This is a genomic window from Lujinxingia vulgaris (genome assembly GCF_007997015.1).
In the GTDB taxonomy this organism is placed as follows: domain Bacteria; phylum Myxococcota_A; class Bradymonadia; order Bradymonadales; family Bradymonadaceae; genus Lujinxingia; species Lujinxingia vulgaris.
The window spans coordinates 499893-521772 of record NZ_VOSM01000001.1 but is presented as its reverse complement, the minus strand read 5'-3'; the positions used below and the strand labels follow the sequence as shown (position 1 = coordinate 521772).

The window sequence follows — 21880 nt, the reverse complement described above, 5'->3', positions numbered from 1 at the left end:
ACTGACGCTACCTCTAACCGACGGCCCCCCATGCTCGCTGAGCGCATCGACCAGTTCATCACCTACCTGCGTGTGGAGCGCGGCGCCAGCGCGCACACCCGCCGCGCCTATGCCAGCGATCTGGGCCAGCTGGCCGACTTTCTGGCCGAGCGTGGCCGCGACAACCCCGACCCCGGGACGCTTACCATCGACGATCTGCGTGCGTTCATCGCCGACCGCTTCGATGAGAACCAGGCCTCCTCGCTGGCTCGAAAGATCTCGACGCTGCGCTCCTTTTGGACCTTTCTGATCAAGAAGCGCCTTGTCGACAAAAACCCCGCCGAGCTCCTCTCCACCCCCAAAGTCCAAAAGCCACTTCGCAACTACCTGGGCGTCGACGAGATCTTTCATCTTCTCGACGGCCACAAGGGCGACACGGTCTTAGGCATCCGCGATATGGCCATCTGGGAGGTGGGCTACGGCGCGGGGTTGCGCGTCTCGGAGCTGGTCTCCCTGAACCGGGGCGACATCGACCTTGAGGCTGGCTGGGTTCAAACCATCGGCAAGGGCAACAAGGAGCGACGTGTTCCCCTGGGCCAGAAGGCCTGCGCCGCGCTCAGGCGCTATCTGGCGCGGCGCCACGAGCTCGTCGACGGCGACACCGAACCCGACGCCGTCTTCCTCAACCACCGTGGAGGCCGGCTCACCGACCGCTCGGTGCGACGCCTGCTCAAAGAGCATCTGGTGCGTGCCGGACTCGACACCTCGCTCACCCCGCACGGGCTGCGCCACTCCTTTGCCACCCACCTGCTCGACGCCGGGGCCGACCTGCGCGGCATCCAGGAGCTCTTAGGCCACGCCAACCTCTCGACCACCCAGCGCTACACCCACGTCTCAATTGACAGGCTTATGGAGGTCTACGATGCTGCCCACCCGCGCGCTCGATCGGCGTCTCGCGGCCGCAAAACCGAGCCCTCCCCCACTTCCAATGATGAGTAAGCGATGAGCTTTCGAGGCACCACCATCGTCAGCGTTCGCCGCGGCGATAAGGTCGTCGTCGCCGGCGACGGCCAGGTCACCATGGGCGAGAAGATCGTGATGAAGGCCACCGCCCGAAAGGTGCGCAGGCTTCATGGCGACAAAGTCCTCTGCGGCTTTGCCGGCTCCACCGCCGACGCCTTCACCCTCTTTGAAAAACTCGAAGAGAAGCTCAAGAAGTTCAACGGCAACCTCACCCGCGCAGCGGTCGAGCTGGCCAAAGACTGGCGCACCGACCGCATGCTGCGCAAACTCGAGGCCCTGCTCATCGCCGCCGACAGCGAAGTCACGCTGCTGATCAGCGGTACCGGCGACGTCATCGAGCCCGAAGAAGGCGTCATCGCCATCGGCTCCGGCGGCTCTTACGCGCTGAGCGCAGCCCGCGCCCTGATGCGCCACACCGAGCTCGACGCGCGCACCATCGCGGAGTCCTCGCTGAAGATCGCCGCCGAAATCTGTGTTTTCACCAACGACTCACTGACCATCGAGGAGCTGTCCACATCCTCAAGCTGAGCGCTCCGACAAGCTCACCAGCAGGCGCCCTTTTTCGCCGCACGAAAGCCCAAGGGATCACCGACCATGGCCACCTCCCCCACCCCCAGACACGATGATTTGGAACTGACCCCGCGCCAGATCGTGGCCGCGCTCGACCGCTACATCGTCGGGCAACACGCCGCCAAACGCGCCGTCGCCGTCGCCCTGCGCAACCGCTGGCGCCGCCAGCAGCTCGACGAGGAGCTGCGCGACGAGATCATGCCCAAAAACATCATCATGATCGGTCCCACCGGCGTCGGAAAAACCGAGATCGCTCGCCGACTTGCCCGGCTGGCGCGTGCGCCCTTTCTCAAGGTCGAAGCCTCCAAATTCACCGAGGTTGGCTACGTGGGCCGCGATGTCGAGAGCATGGTTCGCGATCTGCTGGAGCTGGGCATCAACCTGGTCAAAGCCGAGGCCGAGGAGCGCGTCGAAGAGCGCGCCCGCGAGATCGCCGAGGAACGCATCCTCGACCAGCTCGAGCTCAAAAACCCCGAGCGCCCGCCCCTGGACGAGCGCCACAGCAGCCAGAAGTCGTTTATCGTCGGCGAAGACGGCACCATCCAGTCCACCTCCGAGGCGCCTAAAAATGTGCGTGAACACCTGCGCCAGCGCCTCCGTCAGGGCGACTTCGACGACGACTATATCGAGATCGAGCTGACTGACTCCTCCAACCCCGTCATCGAGGTCTTCTCCGGCCAGAAGGGCATGGAGGAAATGGATCTGGGAAGCGTCTTTGGCAACATGTTCCCCCGCCGGCGCAAGAAGAAGCGCGTCAAAGTCAAAGACGCCCTCGGCTCGCTGGTCAAAGAAGAAGCAGGCCGGCTGATTGACATGGATCAGATCACCCAGGAGGCGCTCCAGCGCACCCAGCAGTCGGGCATCATCTTCCTCGACGAGATCGACAAGATCGCCGGGCGCGAGTCCCAGCAAGGCCCCGACGTCTCGCGCGAGGGCGTCCAGCGCGATCTTTTGCCCATCGTGGAGGGCTCCTCGGTCACCACCAAACACGGCGTGGTCAAAACCGACCACATCCTCTTTATCGCCGCCGGCGCCTTCCACGTCTCCAAGCCCTCCGACCTGATTCCGGAGCTTCAGGGGCGCTTCCCGATCCGCGTGGAACTTGAGAGCCTCACCCAGCAGGACTTCCAGCGCATCCTCACCGAGCCCCGCAACAGCCTCACCCGCCAGTACATCGAGCTGATGAGCACCGAGGGCATCACGGTGAGCTTCGACGACGAGGCCATCGGCACCATCGCCGAGATGGCCTACCAGGTGAACGAGACCCTGGAGAACATCGGCGCGCGCCGCCTGCACACGATCATGGAGAAGGTCTTTGAAGCCCTCTCCTTTGACGCTCCCGAGATCGACGATCAAGACATCGTGGTCAGCGCCGACTACGTGCGCGAGCGTCTTCAGGACGTGCTCCAGGACGAAGATTTGAGCCGCTACATCCTCTAAACGAAGGATCTTTCTTATGACGGACACCGCCGAGCTACTTCGCAAAGCCAACGACCTCAACAGCCCCAATTACGCGCCCGCGCCGATCATCTTTGATCGCGGCCAGGGCGTGCGCCTCTTTGATACCGAAGGCAAAGAGTACCTGGACTTTGTGGCCGGCATCGCCGTCTGCGCGCTCGGACACGCCCACCCCACCCTGACCGATGCCCTGCGCGATCAGGCCGGGCGGCTCCTGCATGTCTCCAACCTCTTCTACACCGCCGAGCAGATCGCGCTGATGGAGGCGCTGGTCGAGCAGAGTTTCGCCGACCGGGTCTTCTTCTGTAACTCCGGGGCGGAGGCCAATGAGGCGGCCATCAAACTTGCGCGCCGCTACCAGAAGGTCGTCGCGGGCCGAGCCGACAAGAGCGGCATCGTCACCATGACACATTCCTTTCACGGGCGTACGCTGGCGGCGATCACGGCCACCGGCCAGCCCAAATACCATGAGGGCTTTGAGCCGCTGGTCCCCGGGTTTAGCTACGTGCCCTTCAACGACCTGGACGCGTTGCGACAGGCCGTCGGGCGCGACACCGCCGCGGTGATGGTGGAGCCTGTGCAGGGCGAGGGCGGTGTGCGCCCGGCCGATGCTGCGTATCTCAAGGCGGTGCGCGAGATCTGCGACAAGCATGGCGCGCTGCTGATCTTCGACGAAGTGCAGACCGGCGTGGGTCGCACAGGCTCACTCTTTGCCTATCAGCACTACGGGGTCACCCCGGACATCATGAGCCTGGCCAAGGGCCTGGGCGGCGGCGTGCCCCTGGGGGCGACGCTCGCCAGCGAGAAAGCCTGGGCGGGCTGGACCCGCGGAAGCCACGCCTCCACCTTCGGGGGTAACCCGCTGGCCACACGCGCTGGTCACACCGTGCTCGAGGTCATCGCCCGCGATGGCCTTCTGGAAAACGCCCGCGCCCGCGGCGAACGCCTCCAGGCCGGCCTTCGCCGCCTGGCCGAGCGCTTCGAGGTCATCACCGAGGTCCGCGGCCTGGGCCTGATGATCGGCGCCGAGTGCAAAGGAGACGCCGCCTCGACCATCGCCACCGCCGCCCGCGACGAAGGGCTGCTGATAAACACCGCCGGCGGAAATACGCTGCGTTTTGTGCCCCCGCTGATCATCACCGACGCCGACGTCGACGAGGCGCTCGAGCGCCTGGAGCGCGCCATCGAGAAGGTCGCCTCCTGAGCCCCGAGCCGCCCGGAAGTGCCGGTGCCCTCCTTGCCACAACGCCGGCTCCAAAGTATCCTCCACTTCAGGTAATTACCTGTTCATTCTGGATGCTAGCGCTCCCGGGCGGCTCTCCCCTTAAAAGCTTCCGGGGACTTCTCTCGAACTTCAGCTCGGCTGGCGGTCGCGTGCTCACAGCCCGCGCCCCCACTTTCCCCTACCGGTCAGACGATGTCCTCAATCGATGAGACGCTCGCCCCGCGCGCGCTGAGCGGGGTCGACTTCAAAAGCCTGAAGTCACCGCTGACACCCGAAGAATTCTTTGTGCTCTCGCGGGTCGACGGCTCCATGACCGTCGCCCAGCTCTGCTCGGTCAGCGGGCTCGGCCGCGCGCGCACCCTGGAGTGCATCGAAAACCTCTGGAAGAACGGCCTCATTGAGCTACCCGGCCAGACGTCTCCGGCCCCCCTGGCTGACACCTCATCGGCAGCCTCCTCGGCGTCGTCGGCCTCGGAGGCCGACCAGGACCCGGGCGAAGAGCTCAGCGAGGCTATCCTCACCCGCTTCCCGGTAGCGATGGATGACTTCGCCTTTGACCGCGAGCTCCTCGAGCAGAGCGTCGAGCTTGACGATGACTTCAAACGCGAGGTCGTCTTTGTGTACGCCCAGCTCGATGAGGTCGACTATTACGGTCTTCTGGGCGTCTCTGCCGACTGCGGCCGACGCGAACTTCGCAGCGCCTACTTCTCCATGTCGAAGCGCTACCACCCCGATCGTTTCTTCCGAAAAGTGCTGGGCGACTACGGCATGCGCATCGAAAAGATCTTCCAGCGCATCACCCGCGCCTACCAGACCCTCTCCAATCGCACCAAGCGCGCCGAGTACGACCGCCTCCTGGAGCAGGGGCGCCAGCCCGTCGGCACCCCGCCCCAGGCGTCCACCCCGCTCTCCCAGCGCAGCGAGCCCATCGAGGAGGTCTCCAGCGATCGCAAACGCGAGATGGCCTTCCAGCTCCTGGTTCGCCGCGGCGACGCCCACCTGGAGCGCGATGATGTCGCCGCCGCGCTGCGCGAGTTCCGAAAGGCGCTCACCCTCAAGCGCGACCACGCGCTGGCCCTGCGCGTGGCGAAAAACCTCAAAGAGAGCGGTGAACACCTCGACGACGCGGTCGCTTTTGCGCGCGCCGCTCATAAGATCGAAGCAAGCTCCGTTGACGCGCTGCGAATTCTGGGCGAGTTATACATAATGAAACAATCACCCTCCGACGCGATCTACCATCTGGAGCGCGCTCTGGAGCTGAGACCCGACGACGCCGACATTCTCGCGCACCTTCACCAGCTGCGCGCCTGAACCACCGCCGGCAAACGCCGCCACCTGCCACGTCGCACGACCCGCTAAGGAGAACGCATGGAGCGCATCATCGGAATCGACCTCGGGACCACCAACTCCTGTGTCGCCATCGTCGAAGGCGGCACCCCGCAGGTGATTCCCAATAAAGGGGGCTACAAAACCACCCCCAGCGTGGTCGCGATCACCGAGAGCGGACGTCGCCTGGTCGGTCAGATGGCCAAGCGCCAGGCCATCACCAACGCCCGCCACACCGTCTACGCCTCCAAGCGCCTCATCGGCAGAAAGTGGAACTCCTCGGAGGTCCGCCACTGCATTGAGACCTGCCCCTACGAGATCGTGCAGGGCCCTCACGAAGATGTGCGCATCAAACTTCGCGACAAAGAGTACAGCCTCCCCGAGCTCTCCAGCATCGTGCTCCAGGAGATGAAGCTCGTCGCCCAGGAGTTTCTGGGCGAAGAGCCCACCAAGGCCGTGGTCACCGTGCCGGCCTACTTTAATGATAATCAGCGCACCGCCACCCGCGACGCCGGCCGCATCGCCGGGCTCGATATCGTGCGCATCATCAACGAGCCCACCGCCGCAGCCCTGGCCTACGGCTTTGGCAAAGATATCGACGCCACCGTCGCCATCTATGACCTGGGCGGCGGCACCTTCGACATCTCCATTCTCGACATTCACGAAGGCGTCTTCGACGTGCTCTCCACCGCCGGCGACACCTTTTTGGGCGGCGAGGACTTCGACGCGCGCATCATCGAGCACCTGGCCTTTGAGTTTGCCCGCGAGCATAAGGTCGACCTTCGCAAAGATGAGATGGCTCTGCAGCGTCTTCGCGACGCCGCCGAGAAGGCCAAGATCGAGCTCTCCTCGATGCCCGAGACCGAGATCAGCCTGCCCTTCATCCACAGCCGCGATGATGGCGAGGCCCTCCACCTGCAGACCACGCTGACCCGCGACGCGTTTGAGGAGCTGGTCATCGATCTTGTGCAGCGCACCATCAAGATCTGTCAGGCCACCCTCCAGGAGAGCGGCCTTGAGGTCGATGACATCGACGACGTGATCCTGGTCGGCGGCATGACGCGTATGCCGCGAATTCAGGCTGCTGTGCGCGACTACTTCGGCAAAGCGCCGTCGAAGCAGGTGCACCCCGATGAGGCCGTGGCGCTCGGCGCCGCCGTCCAGGGCGCGGCGCTCATCGAAGGCAGCAGCGATGTGCTCCTGCTCGACGTCACCCCGCACAGCCTCGGGATCATGGTGCACGGCGGCGGTTTCGAAGTGCTCATTGAGGCCAACGCCACCATCCCCACCAGCCACGGCCACATCTTCACCACCGTGCGCGACAACCAGACCTCGGTAAAAATCATCGTGCTCCAGGGCGAGTCGCCCAACGCTGAGGAGAACGAGATGCTGGGTGAGTTTGTGCTCAGCGGACTGCGCCGCGCTCCGGCTGGCGAGGTCGAGGTGGAGGTCGCCTTTGAGATCAGCGCCGACGGCATCGTCTCGGTGCAAGCTCGCGACCTGGAGACCGGCAAAGAGCAGTCGATCACGGTCACCGCCACCAGCGGCCTGACCGAAGAAGAAATTCAGAACATGATCGAGGAGAACCAGGACTACCTGGTCGAGCTCAAGCGTGACGAGGAGCTTGAGCGCGTCCGTGGCCAGATCCGCAAGACGGTGCGCGAGCTTGAGAAGCTCACCGAGCGCACCATCAGCAACGGCGACGGCCACCTCCTCGAGCACCTGCGCGGCCGGGTAACTCGCAGCGTAGAGCAGGCCCGCGAGGCCCTGGACTCCAAAGACACCGCCCGGCTCAGCGCCACCGCCGATGAGATCAAGCAGGTCCTCCAGTCGGTGAAAGCCGCCGCCATGGGCGCCTGAAAACCCACGTTGTAGCCTCCTTATGTTGCCGCAGTAGATCTGGTGAAACTTCATGACCCAAGCGCCTGACGCCGAACAACAACGGGGCCACTTAGAGAAGCTGCGCACCTGCCTCCAACGAGGCGACGCGCCCAACGCGCTGGCGCTCCTGCGTCTGGTGCGTCTCTCCGGGCTCAACGATGCGGAGTCGGCGCAGCTGATCCGGGCGTTAAGCGACGCTCCCTCCGCCGCCGACTTCCAGGCCGCCACCCGGTGGTGTGAGACTCAACTCGAAGCACTCAACGCCCCGACAGAAGCCAGCCTCTTCGATGATCTCGATCTTCTCGGGGACTTCGACGACCTCGATGATCTGGTCAGCATGGAAGACTTCGAAGTCGAGGGCGCCGAGATGTTGCAGATCGACGACATCGACGAGGTCGGCGAAGACGCGCTCGACGCCTTCTTTGATCTCGACAGTGGCGATGACGGCGGCTTCTTTGAACACCTCAACGTCGCCGACTCGCAGAGCGAGGTCGACTGGAGCTTTGACGCCCTCGACGATGACGACAGCGTCGCAAGCCCGGACGATGCTCCAGCCCCCTCCGACGCACCGCCCGCCCAGGACTTCGGGGAGCACACTCGCCGCATCGACCCGAGCGCGGCGCTGGCCCAGCTGGGCATCAACCCGTCAAAAGACGCCGGCGAGTCACTGCGGGATAACTTCACCGAGCACACCCGCCAGTTCGACCCGGCGCAGCTGCACGCGTTGCACACGTCGCCAGAGGCGTCTGCGCCCCACGAGGAGCAGTCTCAGGGTTTTGCTGAGCCCTCCTTTGCCGGCCCCAACGAACCCACGGGCGTCTCCCAGTCCCTCTCCTCGTCGGAAGACCACGTCGATAAGACCTCGGTCGCGCCTTCGATCGAGAGCTTCTTCGACCAGTTCGACGAGCCCGATGACGCGGGCTCCCCCGACGCGGAGTCGGAAGGCTACGATTTTGCCCTGGGCGCCGCGCTCTCGGTGCCTTTTGAGGAGTCTGGCGAGTTTGAGCCGGAGCCGCCGGTTGACGTTGACCGCACCGAAGTTGCCTCGGCGGCCGACTACGACTTTGCGATGGGCGCCTCCATCTCCACGCCCATTGAGGATCTCCTCAACGAGATCTCCGAGCCCTCCGCCGCCGAGACCTCCACACCCCGAAGCTCGGGCTTTGACCTGGATGAGCCCTCCGACGGTGATCTGAAGTTTAGCTTCGATGAGCCCTCTTCCTCCGAGGATGATGACTTCGATCTCGACTTCGGCTTCGCGGCGCCTGCAACAAAGGGGGCCAGCGAGCCCGAACCCGCGCTGGACTTCGACTTCGATGCCCCCGCTCCTCCAGAAACGTCGTCGCGCTCGCCATTTGCCTCCCCCTCATCGACCGCCGGAGATTCGGGCTTCTCGCAGCGGCCCTCGACCGCACCGGCCCGCGAGCCGGTGACCGCGGCCCAGCCCGCCGATGATCTGGACTTCGACTTCGATCTTGGCCCCGGCGCCACGCCGGCCCCCGCGCCGAGCACACCTTTTCAGGTCGCCGACTCGGTGCCCGGTGAGGTCGTCGAGCCCGAAGACGACTTCTTCTTCCCGCCCCCGCTCAACGCGCAGGCTGACAGCGCCTCGCAAGCCCCCCTGGTCGAGCCCGAGGATGACTTCTTCTTTCCGCCCCCGCTCAACGCCGGCACGAGCGCGGCCGCGCCGGGGGAGATGGTTGAACCCGAAGATGATTTCTTCTTTCCGCCTCCGCTCAACGCTGCGGGCAGTCCGGCTTCAACCGCGCAGGACTCTGCTCCGGTGCGCGACTCCATCTTCGACGCGCCCTCCAGCGCAGAACGCTCGGCCCCCCGCCCCGAGCCGCCTACGGCGCGCACCCCGGCGCCCTCCTCCTCGGCCGGCAGCACCCAGGAGCGCCCCACTGGCAAGATGCCCTCGCTGGAGCGGACCCGGCAGCGCCAGGACACGCCTCTTGCCCCGCAGCCCAACGTCGCCGCGCTCAAGCAGGCCGAACCTACGCCTCCGCGCGGTACCACGCCGATTCCCTTTGCGGCCGACGCGCCCAGCTCCGGGGTGATCTCCACCAAACGCGATCACGTCGACGAAGAGGAGTTCTTCGCGCTGGCCGACTCCCTGGCCTCGGAGAGCTCTATGAGCTCGCTCTTCGAGCTCTCCGATCACCACCGTGGCCCCTCGCATTATCGCGGTGAGCCGGTCGTGCGCGAGGTTGGTAATGAACCCACTCCGGCCCACGCCGAGCCCGCCCCCGAGAGCCCCAGCCCCTCGTCCAACCCCTTCGCCCACGACGCCCCCACCGGCGTGCGCAACCGCCCCTTGAGCGAGATGGCCGCCTCTTCGTTTGTGCTCGAAGAGGTCGACGGTCCCCCCTCCGAGATCCCCGCAGAGGGCGCCAACTTCGACGCCATCACCGCCCAGGCGCGCAGGCTCTACGAGAAGGGTGAGTTTGAGACCGCGCACGAGATCGTCAGCGACGTCCTCAACCAGACCGATCACGCCGAGGCCCGCCAGCTGCGCGGCGTGCTCGAGGGCGAGATGGAGCGCATCCAGCAAGACCGCCTCGGCTCGCTGGTGCAGGTCCCCACGCTCAAGGTCTCTATGGGTGATATCGCCGGGCTGGATCTGGATCATCGCGCCGGCTTCTTGCTCAGTCAGATCGACGGGATGCTCTGCTTTGAAGACATCCTGGACATGAGCTCGATGTCGCGGCTGGAGACGCTGACGCTCCTGGCCGACCTTTTTGATAAGGGCATCATCGGCGTCGACCCGCACTGACCTCGCGGAGCGCTGACTCCCACAGACGACAAACGCCGCGCCTCCACTGAGAAGGACGCGGCGTTTTTTGTGCGGGCAAGCGCGACGATCAGGTCAGCAAAAAGACCTGCGAGGGGTTGGTCTCCGCGCTCTCATCGAGGTCGATGGAGCGCGCAATCTCAATATGCTCGTAGCGCGGATCGCTCAGGTCGATGACGATCGGATCGCGGCGGTTAAGCACCCGCACCACCGGGCGGCGCGGGTCGGCCGCCGGCGAGGGCGTGCGAATCACCACCGCCGACTCACCGGAGCTCAGCTGCACGGTGGAGCCGATCGGAAAGAGCCCCAGCGTCGAGACCAGAAGGCGCGTCAGGTGCGGGTCAAACACCTCGCCGGCGCGGCTCTCCACATACTGAATCGCCAGGTCCGGGCGGCGCGTCTTATAGCCCTGCAACCCCTGAATCAGAAGATCGTAGGTGCGGCAGAGATCGATGATGCGGCAGATCAGGTGCAGCTTGCGAGGCGCGCGGTAGAAGGGACGCCCCACCTCGTTTTCAAACGCGCAGCCGCGCTCATAGGTCAGCAGCACGCGTAACGTCGAGATGATGTCGCCGTCAACATGGTCGAGCATCAACGCCACGTCGCGCAGGTTCGCTGAGAACTGTCGGTGAGAATCAAGCCCCGGATCCCGGTCGCGATGCCCCACCGAGATGCCCACGAGACGGTCGATGTCCTGGTAGATCACGGCCATGCCCACGTACGCCGTCATCTGCTGACCGAGCCCCAGACGGTCGGCCAGAAGCATCGCGTAAATCGCTGTGTTCACCGAGTGCGAACTCACGTCCGGCGGCACAAGACGCAGGGGCAAAAGCCCGAGGATCGTAAAGTCATCGTCGGCCAGAAGTTCCGAGACCGTCTGCAAGATCCGGCGCACCACCCCGGTGGGAACCTCCGGCGACTGCGTCTGCTGCACGTGCTCATGCATGTTACGCACTTTGACCAGCGCGCGGATGTAGATGTGGGCGACATACATCGCCTTATTCACCTGGGCGATGGCCTCCATGATCGATTGATCAGGGGTGCCATGCTGAATCTCGATGTTGGGCACGTGCACATGCTCCATGCCCGTGCCGCTTCGCCCGGCCTCATTGAGCGCGCCCAGAAACGCGACCAGATCATCGATGGTCATCGCCTCCTCGAAGGCGATGCCGCGGATCGTGGCCGCTTTAAAGATCCCGTGAAGCTCATTGACACGCTCCTGCTCCTTACGTCGCAGCCGGAGTGTGTCGCCATTGACGCTGCAGAGTTCGCCGCGGATCGTCAGCGAGATCGCCCCGCCGTCGACCTGGGCGACGCTCTGGCGGAAGGCCGGCATAAACGCCTCCATCGCCTGACGCGTCTGGTTATGCTCGACGCTGTAGATCGAGGCGACCTTCATGATCCGGTAGACGCTGTCGACGACAAAACGCCCGAAAGCCTGCGGATCCTCGCTGCTCAGCGGCACGCTGGCAGCTGCCATATCGAGACCTTGCGCCTGGGAGTCGAACTCTTCGCTCATCGCTTGCACCTTCTTCCAAGAAGCCCCCACCCAACGCGCACACGCGGCTGGATGGGACGCTGTCGACGCACTTACTGAATCAACTCCACGACCTCTTTACAGGTCGAGCGAATACGACCGGCCACCAGCCAGTCTTTGGCCACATCGTTGAGGAGCGCCACAACTTCCGGTGTAGGACTCTTGATCATCGCGCGCACAATCGCGACGGCCAGCTCCTGCTCTTCTTCGGCCACAATACCCCGGCGCTGCACAAGCTCGCGCAACTTCTCGACGGCCGGCGCCCCGCCATGCTTGATCAGCACACCGACCAGCTCGCGGACCTCCTCCTCAGGACGTTTAGCCAGCTTCGTATCAAGCAGCGGCTCCACCACGCGCAGCACGTGCGCGGGCATGGCCGCAGCAAGTGCCTGCAGCGCCTCCAGCCGAAGCCCGCTGTGGGAGCCGCGCACCAGCGGGACGAGCACGTCGCGAACCTCATTGACATCGCCCCAGGTGCCGCGCATCGCCTTGAGCGCCTTGAGTTTGATCGGCGGCTCCATCTGCCCGCGCACGATCTCCAGGAGCAGCGCGCGCGAGCGCGGCATCATCTCGGCCAGAAGATCCACCAGGGGCTCGGCCCGCTCCCCGCTGACCCGGGGAAGCGCCCGCTCAATAAAGTCGAGCCCGCGGCGCGCGCGCTGCCGGATGTAGCGCAGGATATCGTCGCGGGTCTCATCCTCCAGGTTCCAGCCGAGCACCTCCACGAGCCCCTCGCTGGCGGCCTCCAGGTGCAGCGCGTTGTACATCTGCAAAATCGCCCGACGGGGCCCCTGCTCGGCGGTGGCCACCTGCTTGTTGAGCGCCTGAATACGCCGGGGCGTAAAGCACTCTTTGACCGCGTCTTTAAGCTCGCCGGCGACCTCGGCCGGGAACTTGTCACGCCAGTGGTGAATCAACTTCAGAAAGGAGAGCGCCTCCCAGGGCTTTGCCGTTTCGAGCAGTGTGCCCATCACGTTGCCGATCTGGGCGACCGCACCCCGGCGCAACTTCGCGCGGGGGCGCGCGCCCAGCAGCGCCGAGAGCACCTCGCCCTGGCGATGCTCAAGCTCATGATGCTCGGTAAAGCCACGCTTCAAATCGAGCAGGTGCGCCTGGGCCTCTTCATCGAGCTGCAGAAACTGCCGGGAGCCGACCTCGAGCTTCATCTGCTGCTCACCACGGCGTTGCAGGCGCACCTCAAAGTCCTGCTCCATGCCCTGCCCCCCGCCGGCGCTCTCTTCGAGATCTTTGTCGAAGGCATCGTTGAAGAGCTCCTCGATCATCTCCTGCTCTTCACGGGTGTCGCGGTTGCGCACGTCGTTATCCAGGCCGGCAAGCAACGCAAGCGACTCGTCGATGGCATCGTAGGAGATGTAGCGAAAGCCCGCTTCAAAGAGCAGCGACGCCGCATCGGAGGTGAGATCACGCTGATCGACGAGCTCGTTGAGCACGCCCACCAGCACGCGCAACTCAGCCTCATCCACCCCGGCAAGGATGTGAATGAGGTAGACCCCGTCACGGCTCAGCGCAAAGCAGTAGTCGCGCGGCTCGCTCGTCTCCCAGACCATCTCGCCAGAGCCGTACAGGTCCATCCAGTGAGGATGGATCTGAACGGTGAGGCGGTCGGTGATCTCGAAGAAGTCGTAAAAGGCATCGCGCACCGCCTTCAGCGCGTTCTCCACCACCGGGTGCCCGGGCGGATAGCCGGTCATCACCGTGGTCAGGCGCTCGATCTGAGCGAAACATCGCCTGGCCAGGCGCACCTCTTCCTGCGTCTCGGGGCTGATCGCGACGCTGCTCTCCTGCGCCCCCGAGGGTTGACCGTCCTGCATTGCGGCCTCCTAGAAACCGTCGCTATGAAGCTGGTAGATCAGCACGTCATCGACCGGATCTCGCCCGACGAGTTCGACCTGATAACGCGCCTGAAGTTCGCGCAGCTGGCGGTTGGTCAGGTAGCGGGTACGAAGCCCCTCCGGATCGACCAGCACAAACCAGGTGCGTTCGGGATGTCGCGCCTGACGGGCGCGCTCCATAAATGAATTCGTCATCGGGACGCGCTGCACACTGAGCACCTCACCACTCTCACAGGCGACCTGTCGAAGGTGGCGCGCCTCATCATCGAAATAATGCACCTCGAAGGTGAGGCGGGCACAGACATCCTCCTCGGGAGTGTCCTCGCCACCGGCCTGTGCGGGCGACGTGGTCGCCTGCTCCACCTGAGCTTCGTCCGCAGGCGCTGCAGCCTCGGCGCTCGCCTCGGGTGAGGTCGGTGAGGCGCGCCGCGCCTCTCGCGCGGCGTAATTGTATGCGCACGCATTGAGTGCAAGGCATGCCAGGGCCACAACGACCCGGACTGCGCTTCGCTGACTTACGTGTGTCCCTGAAATCATGCTCTCACTCAATGGATGAAGCGTTGCGTTCGGCGCCCGTCGCCGCCATGGTAACCCGGCAGCAAAAGGAGCGTAAAGCTCGCCATGAACTTCCCTGCCCTCGGCTACACCGATGTCTTCGTCCTCGCCAACGCCCGATCCCGGCCCGGCTCCCCTGCGCCTGGCGCGCCTGATGTGGGCGGTCGTGCTGGCCGTGCTCCTCTACGGCGGATTTGCGCTCTGGGCGGATCTCGACCAGCTCATCCCGGCGCTTCAGCAGGTGCCCATAAAAGTGGTCATTCTGGCGTGTGCGCTCAGCGCGGTGAACTACGGATTTCGTTTTCTGCGCTGGCAGCTCTACCTGCAGCGCCTCAGCATTGATGTTCCCTGGCGGCCCAGCCTGCAGATCTTTTTGGCCGGCCTCGTCATGTCCATCTCGCCAGGAAAGGTCGGGGAGGTGCTCAAGAGCGCGCTTTTGCGTCGCAGCTTTGGTGTGCCCGTCGCGCGTAGCGCGCCGGTAGTCTTTGCCGAACGCCTCACCGACCTTCTGGGGCTCTTCGCCATCGGAGCGCTGGGCGTGCTCACCTTTGAGTTCGGCGCCGGCGTCTTCGTTGGAGCGTTGGCGGCGGTGCTCGCGCTCATCGGCGCACTGCAATCCCAGACACTTATCAACGCGCTGCTCACCGGGGTGGGCCGCATCCCCAGGCTCGCTCGTCTGCAGGCGCCGCTGCGCCAGGCATACAGCTCGACGCGCACGCTGCTCTCACCGACTTTGCTCGGCGCGACGACGCTGCTCAGCGCGCTCTCCTGGTCGCTGGAGGGGCTGGCGTTCTGGTGCATCCTCGATGCGCTGGGGGCCTCGGAGTTGACGCTGTACAAGGCGCTTTTTGTCTACGCGATCTCCACCCTGCTCGGGGCGCTGAGCTTTCTGCCCGGGGGCCTGGGGCTCACCGAAGGCAGCATGGTCGGCGCGCTGATGCTGCTGGGGCTCTTCACCGCGAACGCCCCGGCGCTGGCCGCGACCTACCTGATTCGCCTGGCCACGCTCTGGTTTGGCGTCGGCGTGGGGGCGCTTTCACTTCTGAGCTATGAGCGACGCCCGCCGACAGGCCACTCAGACTCCCTGTGAATCGAAGCCGGTCTGTCGCCGGCGTTGTCCGCTGCGGGGAACGTGGTGGCGACCGGCAGGCTTACCTTTCGGTCAGTCTCAAAACCTCCCTTGTCGATTCCGCTGAAATTGATTATCGCGGGATAGACACCTTCGTCACGACATCAAATTTTTTCGGCGTTCCACCCCGAATGTGGTACTCGATCAAGAAGATTGACCGGCTGAGCTCATCGTCAAGACGGCTCAACCACGCTTGTAAGGGTCCGCTGCCTGCGCGTCGCATCAACCGCGACAAGGGCAGCAATTTGCGCGTCCGCGCTCACGAAAACAGCCAGCTCTACGCTCGCTGAGAATGGATGTATGCATATGGGTAAGTACACGGACTTTTTCATCCCGGAGTCGCTCAAAGCCGAAAACGGCATCGAGCTTAAGCGTGCTCAAATCGGGGTAAAGACGACATTTACCGTTGTCTTCTGGGCCTTCCTCGCCGCGGCGATCTCTTTCTCCGGGGGCTCCTATCAGGCAGCGCTCGCCCTGGTGCTCTGTGGCAGCACGGTGGCCACCGCTCCGGTTCTGCTGCGCTCCACCGCACGCATGGACTGGGCCGGCCACCTGATCGTCGGGCCGATCTACATTCTGCTCTACTTTTTGATTCACCAGAATGGCGGGCTCTCGGCGCCGGCGATTGTCTGGCCGGCGATGCTCCCGCTGCTGGCCAACCTCTTTCAGGGGCGCCGCACCGCAAAAGTCTGGCTCTACGCCATCGTGTTGAGCTGGGGGGCGGTGCTCGTCGGCACGCTCACCGGTTACGAATTTACGCCCACGGCGCTGCCTCCGGTGGTCGCCAACGTGCAGCGCGGTATCAGCCTGATCGGTATGGCGGTCACCGCGCACGTGGTCTTGCAGCTGAAAGACGACCTGCAGAGCTGGCTCACCGAAGAAGTCCGCATCCGCGAGAGCGAGACCCGCGCGGTGCTCGAGACGGCGCCTGACGGCATCATCACCGTCGACAACGACGGCAAAGTGCTCACGGCCAACGAAGCCGCCGCCCGCATCTTTGAACGCGAGCACGGCACAATCGCCGGCGAACATATCACCGAGCTGATCAGCTCGATGGACCCGGGCACACTTGAAGATCTGGACACTGGCGAATCGCTGGAGCACACCGGCGTGCGCGCCTCCGGGGAGTTCCCCGCCGAGATCGCCTTCGGCACCCTGGGCGACCGCCTCATCCTGGTGCTGCGCGACATCACCGAGCGCAAGCAGGCCGAGCAAGAGATCCGCCAGGCCCGCGACGCCGCCATTCACGCAAACCAGGCCAAGAGCGCATTTTTGGCTAACATGAGCCACGAGCTGCGCACCCCGCTCAACGCCGTGATCGGCTACTCCGAGATCATCATCGAGGAGATCGAGTTCCTGCAGCAGGACTCTCCCAAAGACGCCAGCGTCGTCGGTGAGTTCTTGCCTGACTTAAGCCGCATTCGCACCGCCGGCACCCACCTGCTCGCGCTGATCAACGACATCCTCGACCTCTCCAAGATCGAGGCCGGAAAGATGAGCGTGCACGTCGAGATGTTTGACATCAATGACATGGTCGAAGACATCCGCTCCACGGTGATGCCCCTGGCCGAGAAGAACCGCAATACGCTCAACGTCGAGATCAGCGATGAGCTCGGCTACATGAACACCGACGCCACCAAGATGCGTCAGATCCTCTTCAACCTCCTGAGCAACGCCTGCAAGTTCACCTCCGATGGCACCATCACCATGCGGATGTACCCCAGTGAGACCTACAGCCACGTCGTCTGCGAGGTTGAAGACACCGGGGTGGGCGTCGATGAGGAGCAGCTCAAGGCCATCTTTGAAGCCTTTACCCAGGCCGACTCCTCGACCACCCGCGAGTTCGGCGGCACGGGCCTCGGCCTGACCATCACCCGTCACTTCTGTGAGCTTCTCGGTGGCGGCATCGAGGTGGAGTCCACCCCCGGTAAGGGGAGCCTCTTTAAGGTCACCCTGGCGATGAACCTGCGCGCCACCGACACTGATGCGGACGGCGAGAGCGAAGGCGCCACCCGCGCCGAAGATCTCCCGGCCTCGCTGCGCAACGCCGGCAGCCAGACCGTGCTGGTCGTCGACGATGACCCCACCATGCGCGATCTTCTGCGGCGTCTGCTCGAGCGCGAAGGCATCGCCGTGGTCACCGCCGCCAACGGCTCCGAAGGCCTGATCCTGGCCGAGCAGCTTCGCCCCGACGTCATCACCCTCGACGTGATGATGCCCTCGATGGACGGCTGGACGCTTCTCTCCAAGATCAAAGATCACCCCGAGCTCAGCGACACCCCGGTGGTGATGGTGACCATGCTCGATGAGAGCGCGCGCGGCTTTGCGCTGGGCGCTGACGACTATCTCGTCAAGCCCATCGACCGCAAACGCCTCATCGAGACGCTCAACAACTACCGACGCCCCGATGAGACCACTGGCGAGATCCTGCTGGTCGAAGACGACGAGCCCACCCGCTCGTTAATGCGCCGCACCCTGGAAGACGATGGCTGGAGTGTGGTCGAGGCCGAAGACGGCCGCGTGGGCCTGCAGAAGCTCGAGCAGATTGAGCCGGCGCTGGTCCTCCTTGACCTGATGATGCCCAACCTCGACGGCTTTGAGTTCTTGCGCCGCCTGCGCGCCCATCCCGACTACGCAAAGGTGCCGGTGATCGTGGTCACCGCCCGCGAGCTCTCCGCAGTCGAGGAGGCCCAGCTGCGACGCGATACCAGCGAGATCCTCACCAAGGGTGGCAAGGCCAGCGACGGGTTTGGCGAGAATCGAGAACGCCTCCTGGCCCAGGTTCGCCAGCATGTGCGCACCGTGATCTCCAAAAAGCGCCCTGCCCCCTCCCCCGAGGATGCAGCGACCTGAGCGAAGCCTCGCCCACTGCTAAACTCGAAGCACCGACGACCACCGCGGCCCGGAAGGCCCCGGTGGTCGTTTTTTTTCGCATATCGACATACCGAAATACGGTGATCGTCATTGACGCAAAAACACATCCACCTACGTCCAACCACCCTGTCGCACACCCACGCACAGCCCCCGACACGCGACCACCCCAAACGCGTTTTGTTCAATCAATGCAAGGGCTTAGGGGTGGCATTAAATGATCTGTCAAGAGCGAATTCCATATAACTTAACAATTGATGGGCATCCGTCTCTCTCCTATCATCGTGGCATGTTTGAGCGCTGACCCCACTTCGGGGCAGCATGCCTTTACCGGGAGAGTGGATCATGAAAGCTGTATCAATTCGCGCTGCTCGTTGGACGTCGAAGTTGGCCGCCGGAGCCTTGCTCCTTGCGGCGTGTGGTGGTGTGGACGAGGACCCGACCGGAGAGTCGCAGGCGGCCCTGTCGCACTCCTCAGCGTCTGTGGACTCCGACTACCGGATGCGCACGTTGACCACCGGCGCAGATCTACACGCCACCAACGGCGTCGTGGTGGGCCCCGATGGCAACCTCTACGTGGCCAGCGTGCTCTCCCGCGCCATCGCGGTGGTCAATCCCCGCTCCGGCCGCATCATCGACATGATCGGCCCCGAGCGTGGCGTGGACTCCCCCGATGACCTGACCTTTGGTCCGGACGGCTCGCTCTACTGGACCTCCTTTCTCACCGGTGAAGTGGGTCGCTTGAGCCCCGACGGCGTGAAGACCACCGTCGCCCAGCTCACCCCCGGCGTGAACGCCATCGCCATGTCTCCGGATGGACGCCTCTTCGCCACAGTCATCTTCCTGGGCGACGCCCTCTACGAGCTCGACCCCGACGGCGTCGACGCCCCTCGTCTGGTGGGCACGGGCTTCGGCGGGCTCAACAGCATGCGCTTTGGCCCGGACGGTCACCTCTACGGTCCGCTCTGGTTCACTGGCGAGGTCGCGCGTGTCGACATCGAGACCGGCGCGTTCACCACCGTGCTCGACGGGCTCTCTGTGCCGGCCGCCGTCAAGTTCGACTCCCAGGGCATCCTGCACGTCGTCGACCAGTACACCGGTGAGATCATCGCGCTGGACCTGGACACCGGTGAGACCGAGGTGGTCGCGGTGGCCGATGAAGTTGGCGCCGACAACCTGGCCTTTGACGCCAACGACACCATCTACATCACCAACGCCCACGACGGCTGGGTGCGCAAGGTGCTCCCCAACGGCCGCACGCGCAGCCTGACCGACGAGGGCCTCGTGGCTCCCGGCGGCGTGGCGGTGGTGCCTTACCAGGGCAAGCAGACCGTCTTCGTGGCCGACGCCCTCTCGATGAAGGGCTTCTCCACCCTGACCGGGCGCATGACCGCCTCGATTCACTCCGTCATCGGCATCTCCGCGCTGGCCACCCCGCTGACGGCCACCGCCGACGGCGACCGCGTGCTCACCAGCTCCTGGTTTGCCAACGTCGTTCAGACCTGGGATCCCGCGCTGGAAGCCGTCGTGGAGAGCCACTCCGACTTCGCCACCCCGCTCAACGCCGTGCGCTACCAGGGTGATCTGATCGTCTCGGAGCTCTCCGCCAACCGCGTGGTACGTCGCGAAGCCGGCACCACCGACAAAGAAGTGCTGGCGGCGATCCCCGTGCCCACCGGTCTTGCCACCGATGGTGACGACCTCTGGGCGGCCGACTGGGTCACCGGCTCGGTCTACCTGATCGCCGACGACGGCCAGGCACTGGCCGCGCCGCAGCTCGTCGCCTCGGGCCTCTCCTTCCCCGAAGGCATGGCCGTCGATAAGGACGGCAACCTCCTGGTCGTGGAGACCGGCATCGACCAGGTCACCAAGATCGATCCCGCCACCGGCCAGAAGTCCGTGCTGGCCAGCGGCCTCGACATCGGCATGGCCGGCCCCCCCGGGATGCCGCCGACCTACATCTTCAACGGCATCGCTGTGGATGACTGCGGCGTGATTTACGTGAGCGTCGATACCGACAACTCCGTGGTCAAGATCTCCCCGCGGGGCAGAGGCGCGCTGCGCTGCGCCGACGGCGGCCCCGGAAGGGGTAAGGGTCATGGTCACGGACACGGCCATGGACACGGACATGGTCACGGACACGGCCACGGGCACTGAGTGACACACCGGCGGCGTTGACGAAGACGTCAGCACCGCCGGCAGAACATCGCACATTTTAAGGCCCCGGGAGCACACACTCTCCCGGGGCTTTTTCGTTCATGGTGTTTCGTTTTCCGGGGGGACGCTTCGCGCATCACATCACCACGCCACCTGCCTGAGCGCGCCCATCGCACCCGGGAGCACAGGATGTCCCCTTCACGCAGTCGCTGCTCCCGCAGCCCCCCGCACGCTCACGCCCCTTCCGCGTATCGACCGTCGGCTTCCTGAAAGGCCTCGGCGCGCCACACTGCCCCCCGGGGCACGTCCGCCTTCCCCTTATTTAACGCCGCGTTGAGGGCCCTTCGACCTCCGAGCAACGCCCGGGCGCATCGCTCTACGACCTCCACCGGCCCGCCCGCCCCGTACGTTATGCTGCAACAGCAACAGCCTGGAGAGCGACGGCCGACCGGCATTACCCTGCTCCCCAGAGCACAGCAGGCCGGGCACCTCACGGTGCCCGGCCTGCTTGCAGCCCTCTGCACCCCCGAAAACCTGCGGAGCGCAGAGCTTCAAACCACGATTTGCACGCGTTAATTGATCGTGACCCCGACCTGAATCCCCAGGTATGGCGAGATCTCGCCGCGGTTGGGATGGTCGACGTGCACACCACCGAAGCCCGAGAGCGAGGGATCACCCCAGCTCAAATAACGCGAGGGCATCTTCCAGTTGAAGAGCACGCCCACCGTGTCGCGCACCACTCCGGAATTGGCGATCGAGGTGTGCTCCCAGCGCGCGCCCAGCAGCAGGAAACTCTCCGCCGGGTTCTCACCCAGAATGTAGCCCAGCGTCGGACGCGTCACCCAGTAGGTGTCTTCCGGCGCAAAGAAGAGGTCGTAGATCGGCTCGTAGAAGTTGTCAGCCACGTCCATCTTCATCCAGCCAAAGGTCGTCGGCGCCTGGAAGACCACCCGCCCCACCTTCATCTGCGGGGTGGCCTCGGCCTCCACCATCATGCCGGTGGTGGACTGCCCCAGCCCCTGCTCCGCCGACGCGCTCAGGGCATCAAGGCTCCAGTCCTGGGCGGCGTCCTGCGGCACGTAGAGGTATCCCCAGGTGCCAAAATAAGTCATGAAGTTCGCGCTCACCTTCAGCTTGAGCACCGCCACCGGCAAAAACTCAAGATAGGGCCCCGCCCAGAACGCCGCCGGACTCAACGAGGTCGAGATTCCCCCATCCACATAAGTGCCCGAGAGCAGTGGCGAGCCGCTCTCAAAGAGCCCCTTCTTAAAGCCGCCCTGGGTCCGCAGCGCCAGCCCGATCGGGAGGGGGCGAATCGCCAGCGAAGAGTTCAGGTGAAACCCGCCGAAGTCAGCTTTCTGCGCGCTCGACTCCTCCGCTACCAGCTCCTCGACCAGCTCCTCATCAACCGTCTCTTCGACGAGCTCTTCGGCACTCACCGACGACGTTACCAAACCCGCGCACAGGGCGGCGCACACATAAATCCAGCTTCGCGTAAACTTCACGGTACAACTCCCAGAAA

At 64.5% G+C, this 21880-nt stretch carries 14 protein-coding genes; 10 read left to right on the top strand and 4 right to left on the bottom strand.

The window, feature by feature from the left end:
- Window positions 1-30 precede the first annotated feature (30 nt).
- From FRC98_RS02075 to FRC98_RS02045, 7 genes are all read left to right on the top strand, one after another.
- Window positions 31-978, top strand: a complete 948-nt coding sequence (locus FRC98_RS02075) for a tyrosine recombinase XerC (RefSeq protein WP_146979642.1) — start codon at window positions 31-33, stop codon at window positions 976-978.
- A gap of 3 nt (window positions 979-981) precedes the next feature.
- The gene (hslV, locus tag FRC98_RS02070) at window positions 982-1530 is read left to right on the top strand and encodes an ATP-dependent protease subunit HslV (RefSeq protein WP_146979641.1); all 549 of its coding nucleotides are present in this window, start codon (window positions 982-984) and stop codon (window positions 1528-1530) included.
- 66 nt (window positions 1531-1596) lie between these two features.
- A complete protein-coding gene (hslU, locus tag FRC98_RS02065) occupies window positions 1597-3012 on the top strand; it encodes an ATP-dependent protease ATPase subunit HslU (RefSeq protein ID WP_146979640.1) in 1416 nt (471 codons plus the stop codon).
- Between the two features lie 16 nt (window positions 3013-3028).
- A complete protein-coding gene (locus FRC98_RS02060; protein ID WP_146979639.1) occupies window positions 3029-4234 on the top strand; it encodes an acetylornithine transaminase in 1206 nt (401 codons plus the stop codon).
- Between the two features lie 213 nt (window positions 4235-4447).
- Window positions 4448-5566: a J domain-containing protein gene (locus FRC98_RS02055; protein WP_146979638.1), complete on the top strand. Its 1119-nt coding sequence runs from the start codon at window positions 4448-4450 to the stop codon at window positions 5564-5566.
- Window positions 5567-5623: 57 nt separating this feature from the next.
- Window positions 5624-7441 carry a molecular chaperone DnaK gene (dnaK, locus tag FRC98_RS02050; protein ID WP_146979637.1) on the top strand — a complete coding sequence of 606 codons (1818 nt, stop codon included), beginning with the start codon at window positions 5624-5626 and terminating at the stop codon, window positions 7439-7441.
- Window positions 7442-7493: 52 nt separating this feature from the next.
- Complete coding sequence (locus FRC98_RS02045; RefSeq protein ID WP_146979636.1) at window positions 7494-10238, top strand: hypothetical protein; 2745 nt, start codon at window positions 7494-7496, stop codon at window positions 10236-10238.
- A gap of 88 nt (window positions 10239-10326) precedes the next feature.
- Here FRC98_RS02045 and FRC98_RS02040 read toward each other — a convergent pair whose 3' ends face one another.
- The 3 genes from FRC98_RS02040 to FRC98_RS02030 form a co-directional block, all read right to left on the bottom strand.
- Window positions 10327-11775: an HD-GYP domain-containing protein gene (locus FRC98_RS02040; protein WP_146979635.1), complete on the bottom strand. Its 1449-nt coding sequence runs from the start codon at window positions 11773-11775 to the stop codon at window positions 10327-10329.
- Between the two features lie 71 nt (window positions 11776-11846).
- Window positions 11847-13625 (bottom strand): hypothetical protein, encoded by a 1779-nt coding sequence (locus FRC98_RS02035; protein ID WP_146979634.1) that lies wholly within the window; start codon window positions 13623-13625, stop codon window positions 11847-11849.
- Between the two features lie 9 nt (window positions 13626-13634).
- Window positions 13635-14009: a hypothetical protein gene (locus FRC98_RS02030; protein ID WP_146979633.1), complete on the bottom strand. Its 375-nt coding sequence runs from the start codon at window positions 14007-14009 to the stop codon at window positions 13635-13637.
- Between the two features lie 286 nt (window positions 14010-14295).
- Here FRC98_RS02030 and FRC98_RS02025 point away from each other — a divergent pair, with 286 nt between their 5' ends.
- The 3 genes from FRC98_RS02025 to FRC98_RS02015 all read left to right on the top strand — a co-directional run bounded on the left by FRC98_RS02025 (window position 14296) and on the right by FRC98_RS02015 (window position 20358).
- Window positions 14296-15291, top strand: coding sequence for a lysylphosphatidylglycerol synthase transmembrane domain-containing protein (locus tag FRC98_RS02025; RefSeq protein WP_146979632.1), 996 nt, complete (start codon window positions 14296-14298; stop codon window positions 15289-15291).
- Between the two features lie 345 nt (window positions 15292-15636).
- The gene (locus FRC98_RS02020; protein ID WP_230467181.1) at window positions 15637-18183 is read left to right on the top strand and encodes a hybrid sensor histidine kinase/response regulator; all 2547 of its coding nucleotides are present in this window, start codon (window positions 15637-15639) and stop codon (window positions 18181-18183) included.
- Window positions 18184-18546: 363 nt separating this feature from the next.
- Window positions 18547-20358: an SMP-30/gluconolactonase/LRE family protein gene (locus tag FRC98_RS02015; protein ID WP_230467180.1), complete on the top strand. Its 1812-nt coding sequence runs from the start codon at window positions 18547-18549 to the stop codon at window positions 20356-20358.
- Between the two features lie 572 nt (window positions 20359-20930).
- On the opposite strand, the gene FRC98_RS02010 is transcribed toward FRC98_RS02015, so the two are convergent.
- Window positions 20931-21863 (bottom strand): hypothetical protein, encoded by a 933-nt coding sequence (locus tag FRC98_RS02010; protein WP_146979629.1) that lies wholly within the window; start codon window positions 21861-21863, stop codon window positions 20931-20933.
- Window positions 21864-21880 lie beyond the last annotated feature (17 nt).

Coding starts and splice junctions, on each gene's coding strand:
- FRC98_RS02075 (WP_146979642.1), top strand. CDS start 31: ATGCTCGCTGAGCGCATCGACCAGTTCATCACCTACCTGCGTGTGGAG.
- hslV (WP_146979641.1), top strand. CDS start 982: ATGAGCTTTCGAGGCACCACCATCGTCAGCGTTCGCCGCGGCGATAAG.
- hslU (WP_146979640.1), top strand. CDS start 1,597: ATGGCCACCTCCCCCACCCCCAGACACGATGATTTGGAACTGACCCCG.
- FRC98_RS02060 (WP_146979639.1), top strand. CDS start 3,029: ATGACGGACACCGCCGAGCTACTTCGCAAAGCCAACGACCTCAACAGC.
- FRC98_RS02055 (WP_146979638.1), top strand. CDS start 4,448: ATGTCCTCAATCGATGAGACGCTCGCCCCGCGCGCGCTGAGCGGGGTC.
- dnaK (WP_146979637.1), top strand. CDS start 5,624: ATGGAGCGCATCATCGGAATCGACCTCGGGACCACCAACTCCTGTGTC.
- FRC98_RS02045 (WP_146979636.1), top strand. CDS start 7,494: ATGACCCAAGCGCCTGACGCCGAACAACAACGGGGCCACTTAGAGAAG.
- FRC98_RS02040 (WP_146979635.1), bottom strand. CDS start 11,775: ATGAGCGAAGAGTTCGACTCCCAGGCGCAAGGTCTCGATATGGCAGCT.
- FRC98_RS02035 (WP_146979634.1), bottom strand. CDS start 13,625: ATGCAGGACGGTCAACCCTCGGGGGCGCAGGAGAGCAGCGTCGCGATC.
- FRC98_RS02025 (WP_146979632.1), top strand. CDS start 14,296: ATGTCTTCGTCCTCGCCAACGCCCGATCCCGGCCCGGCTCCCCTGCGC.
- FRC98_RS02020 (WP_230467181.1), top strand. CDS start 15,637: ATGGGTAAGTACACGGACTTTTTCATCCCGGAGTCGCTCAAAGCCGAA.
- FRC98_RS02015 (WP_230467180.1), top strand. CDS start 18,547: ATGAAAGCTGTATCAATTCGCGCTGCTCGTTGGACGTCGAAGTTGGCC.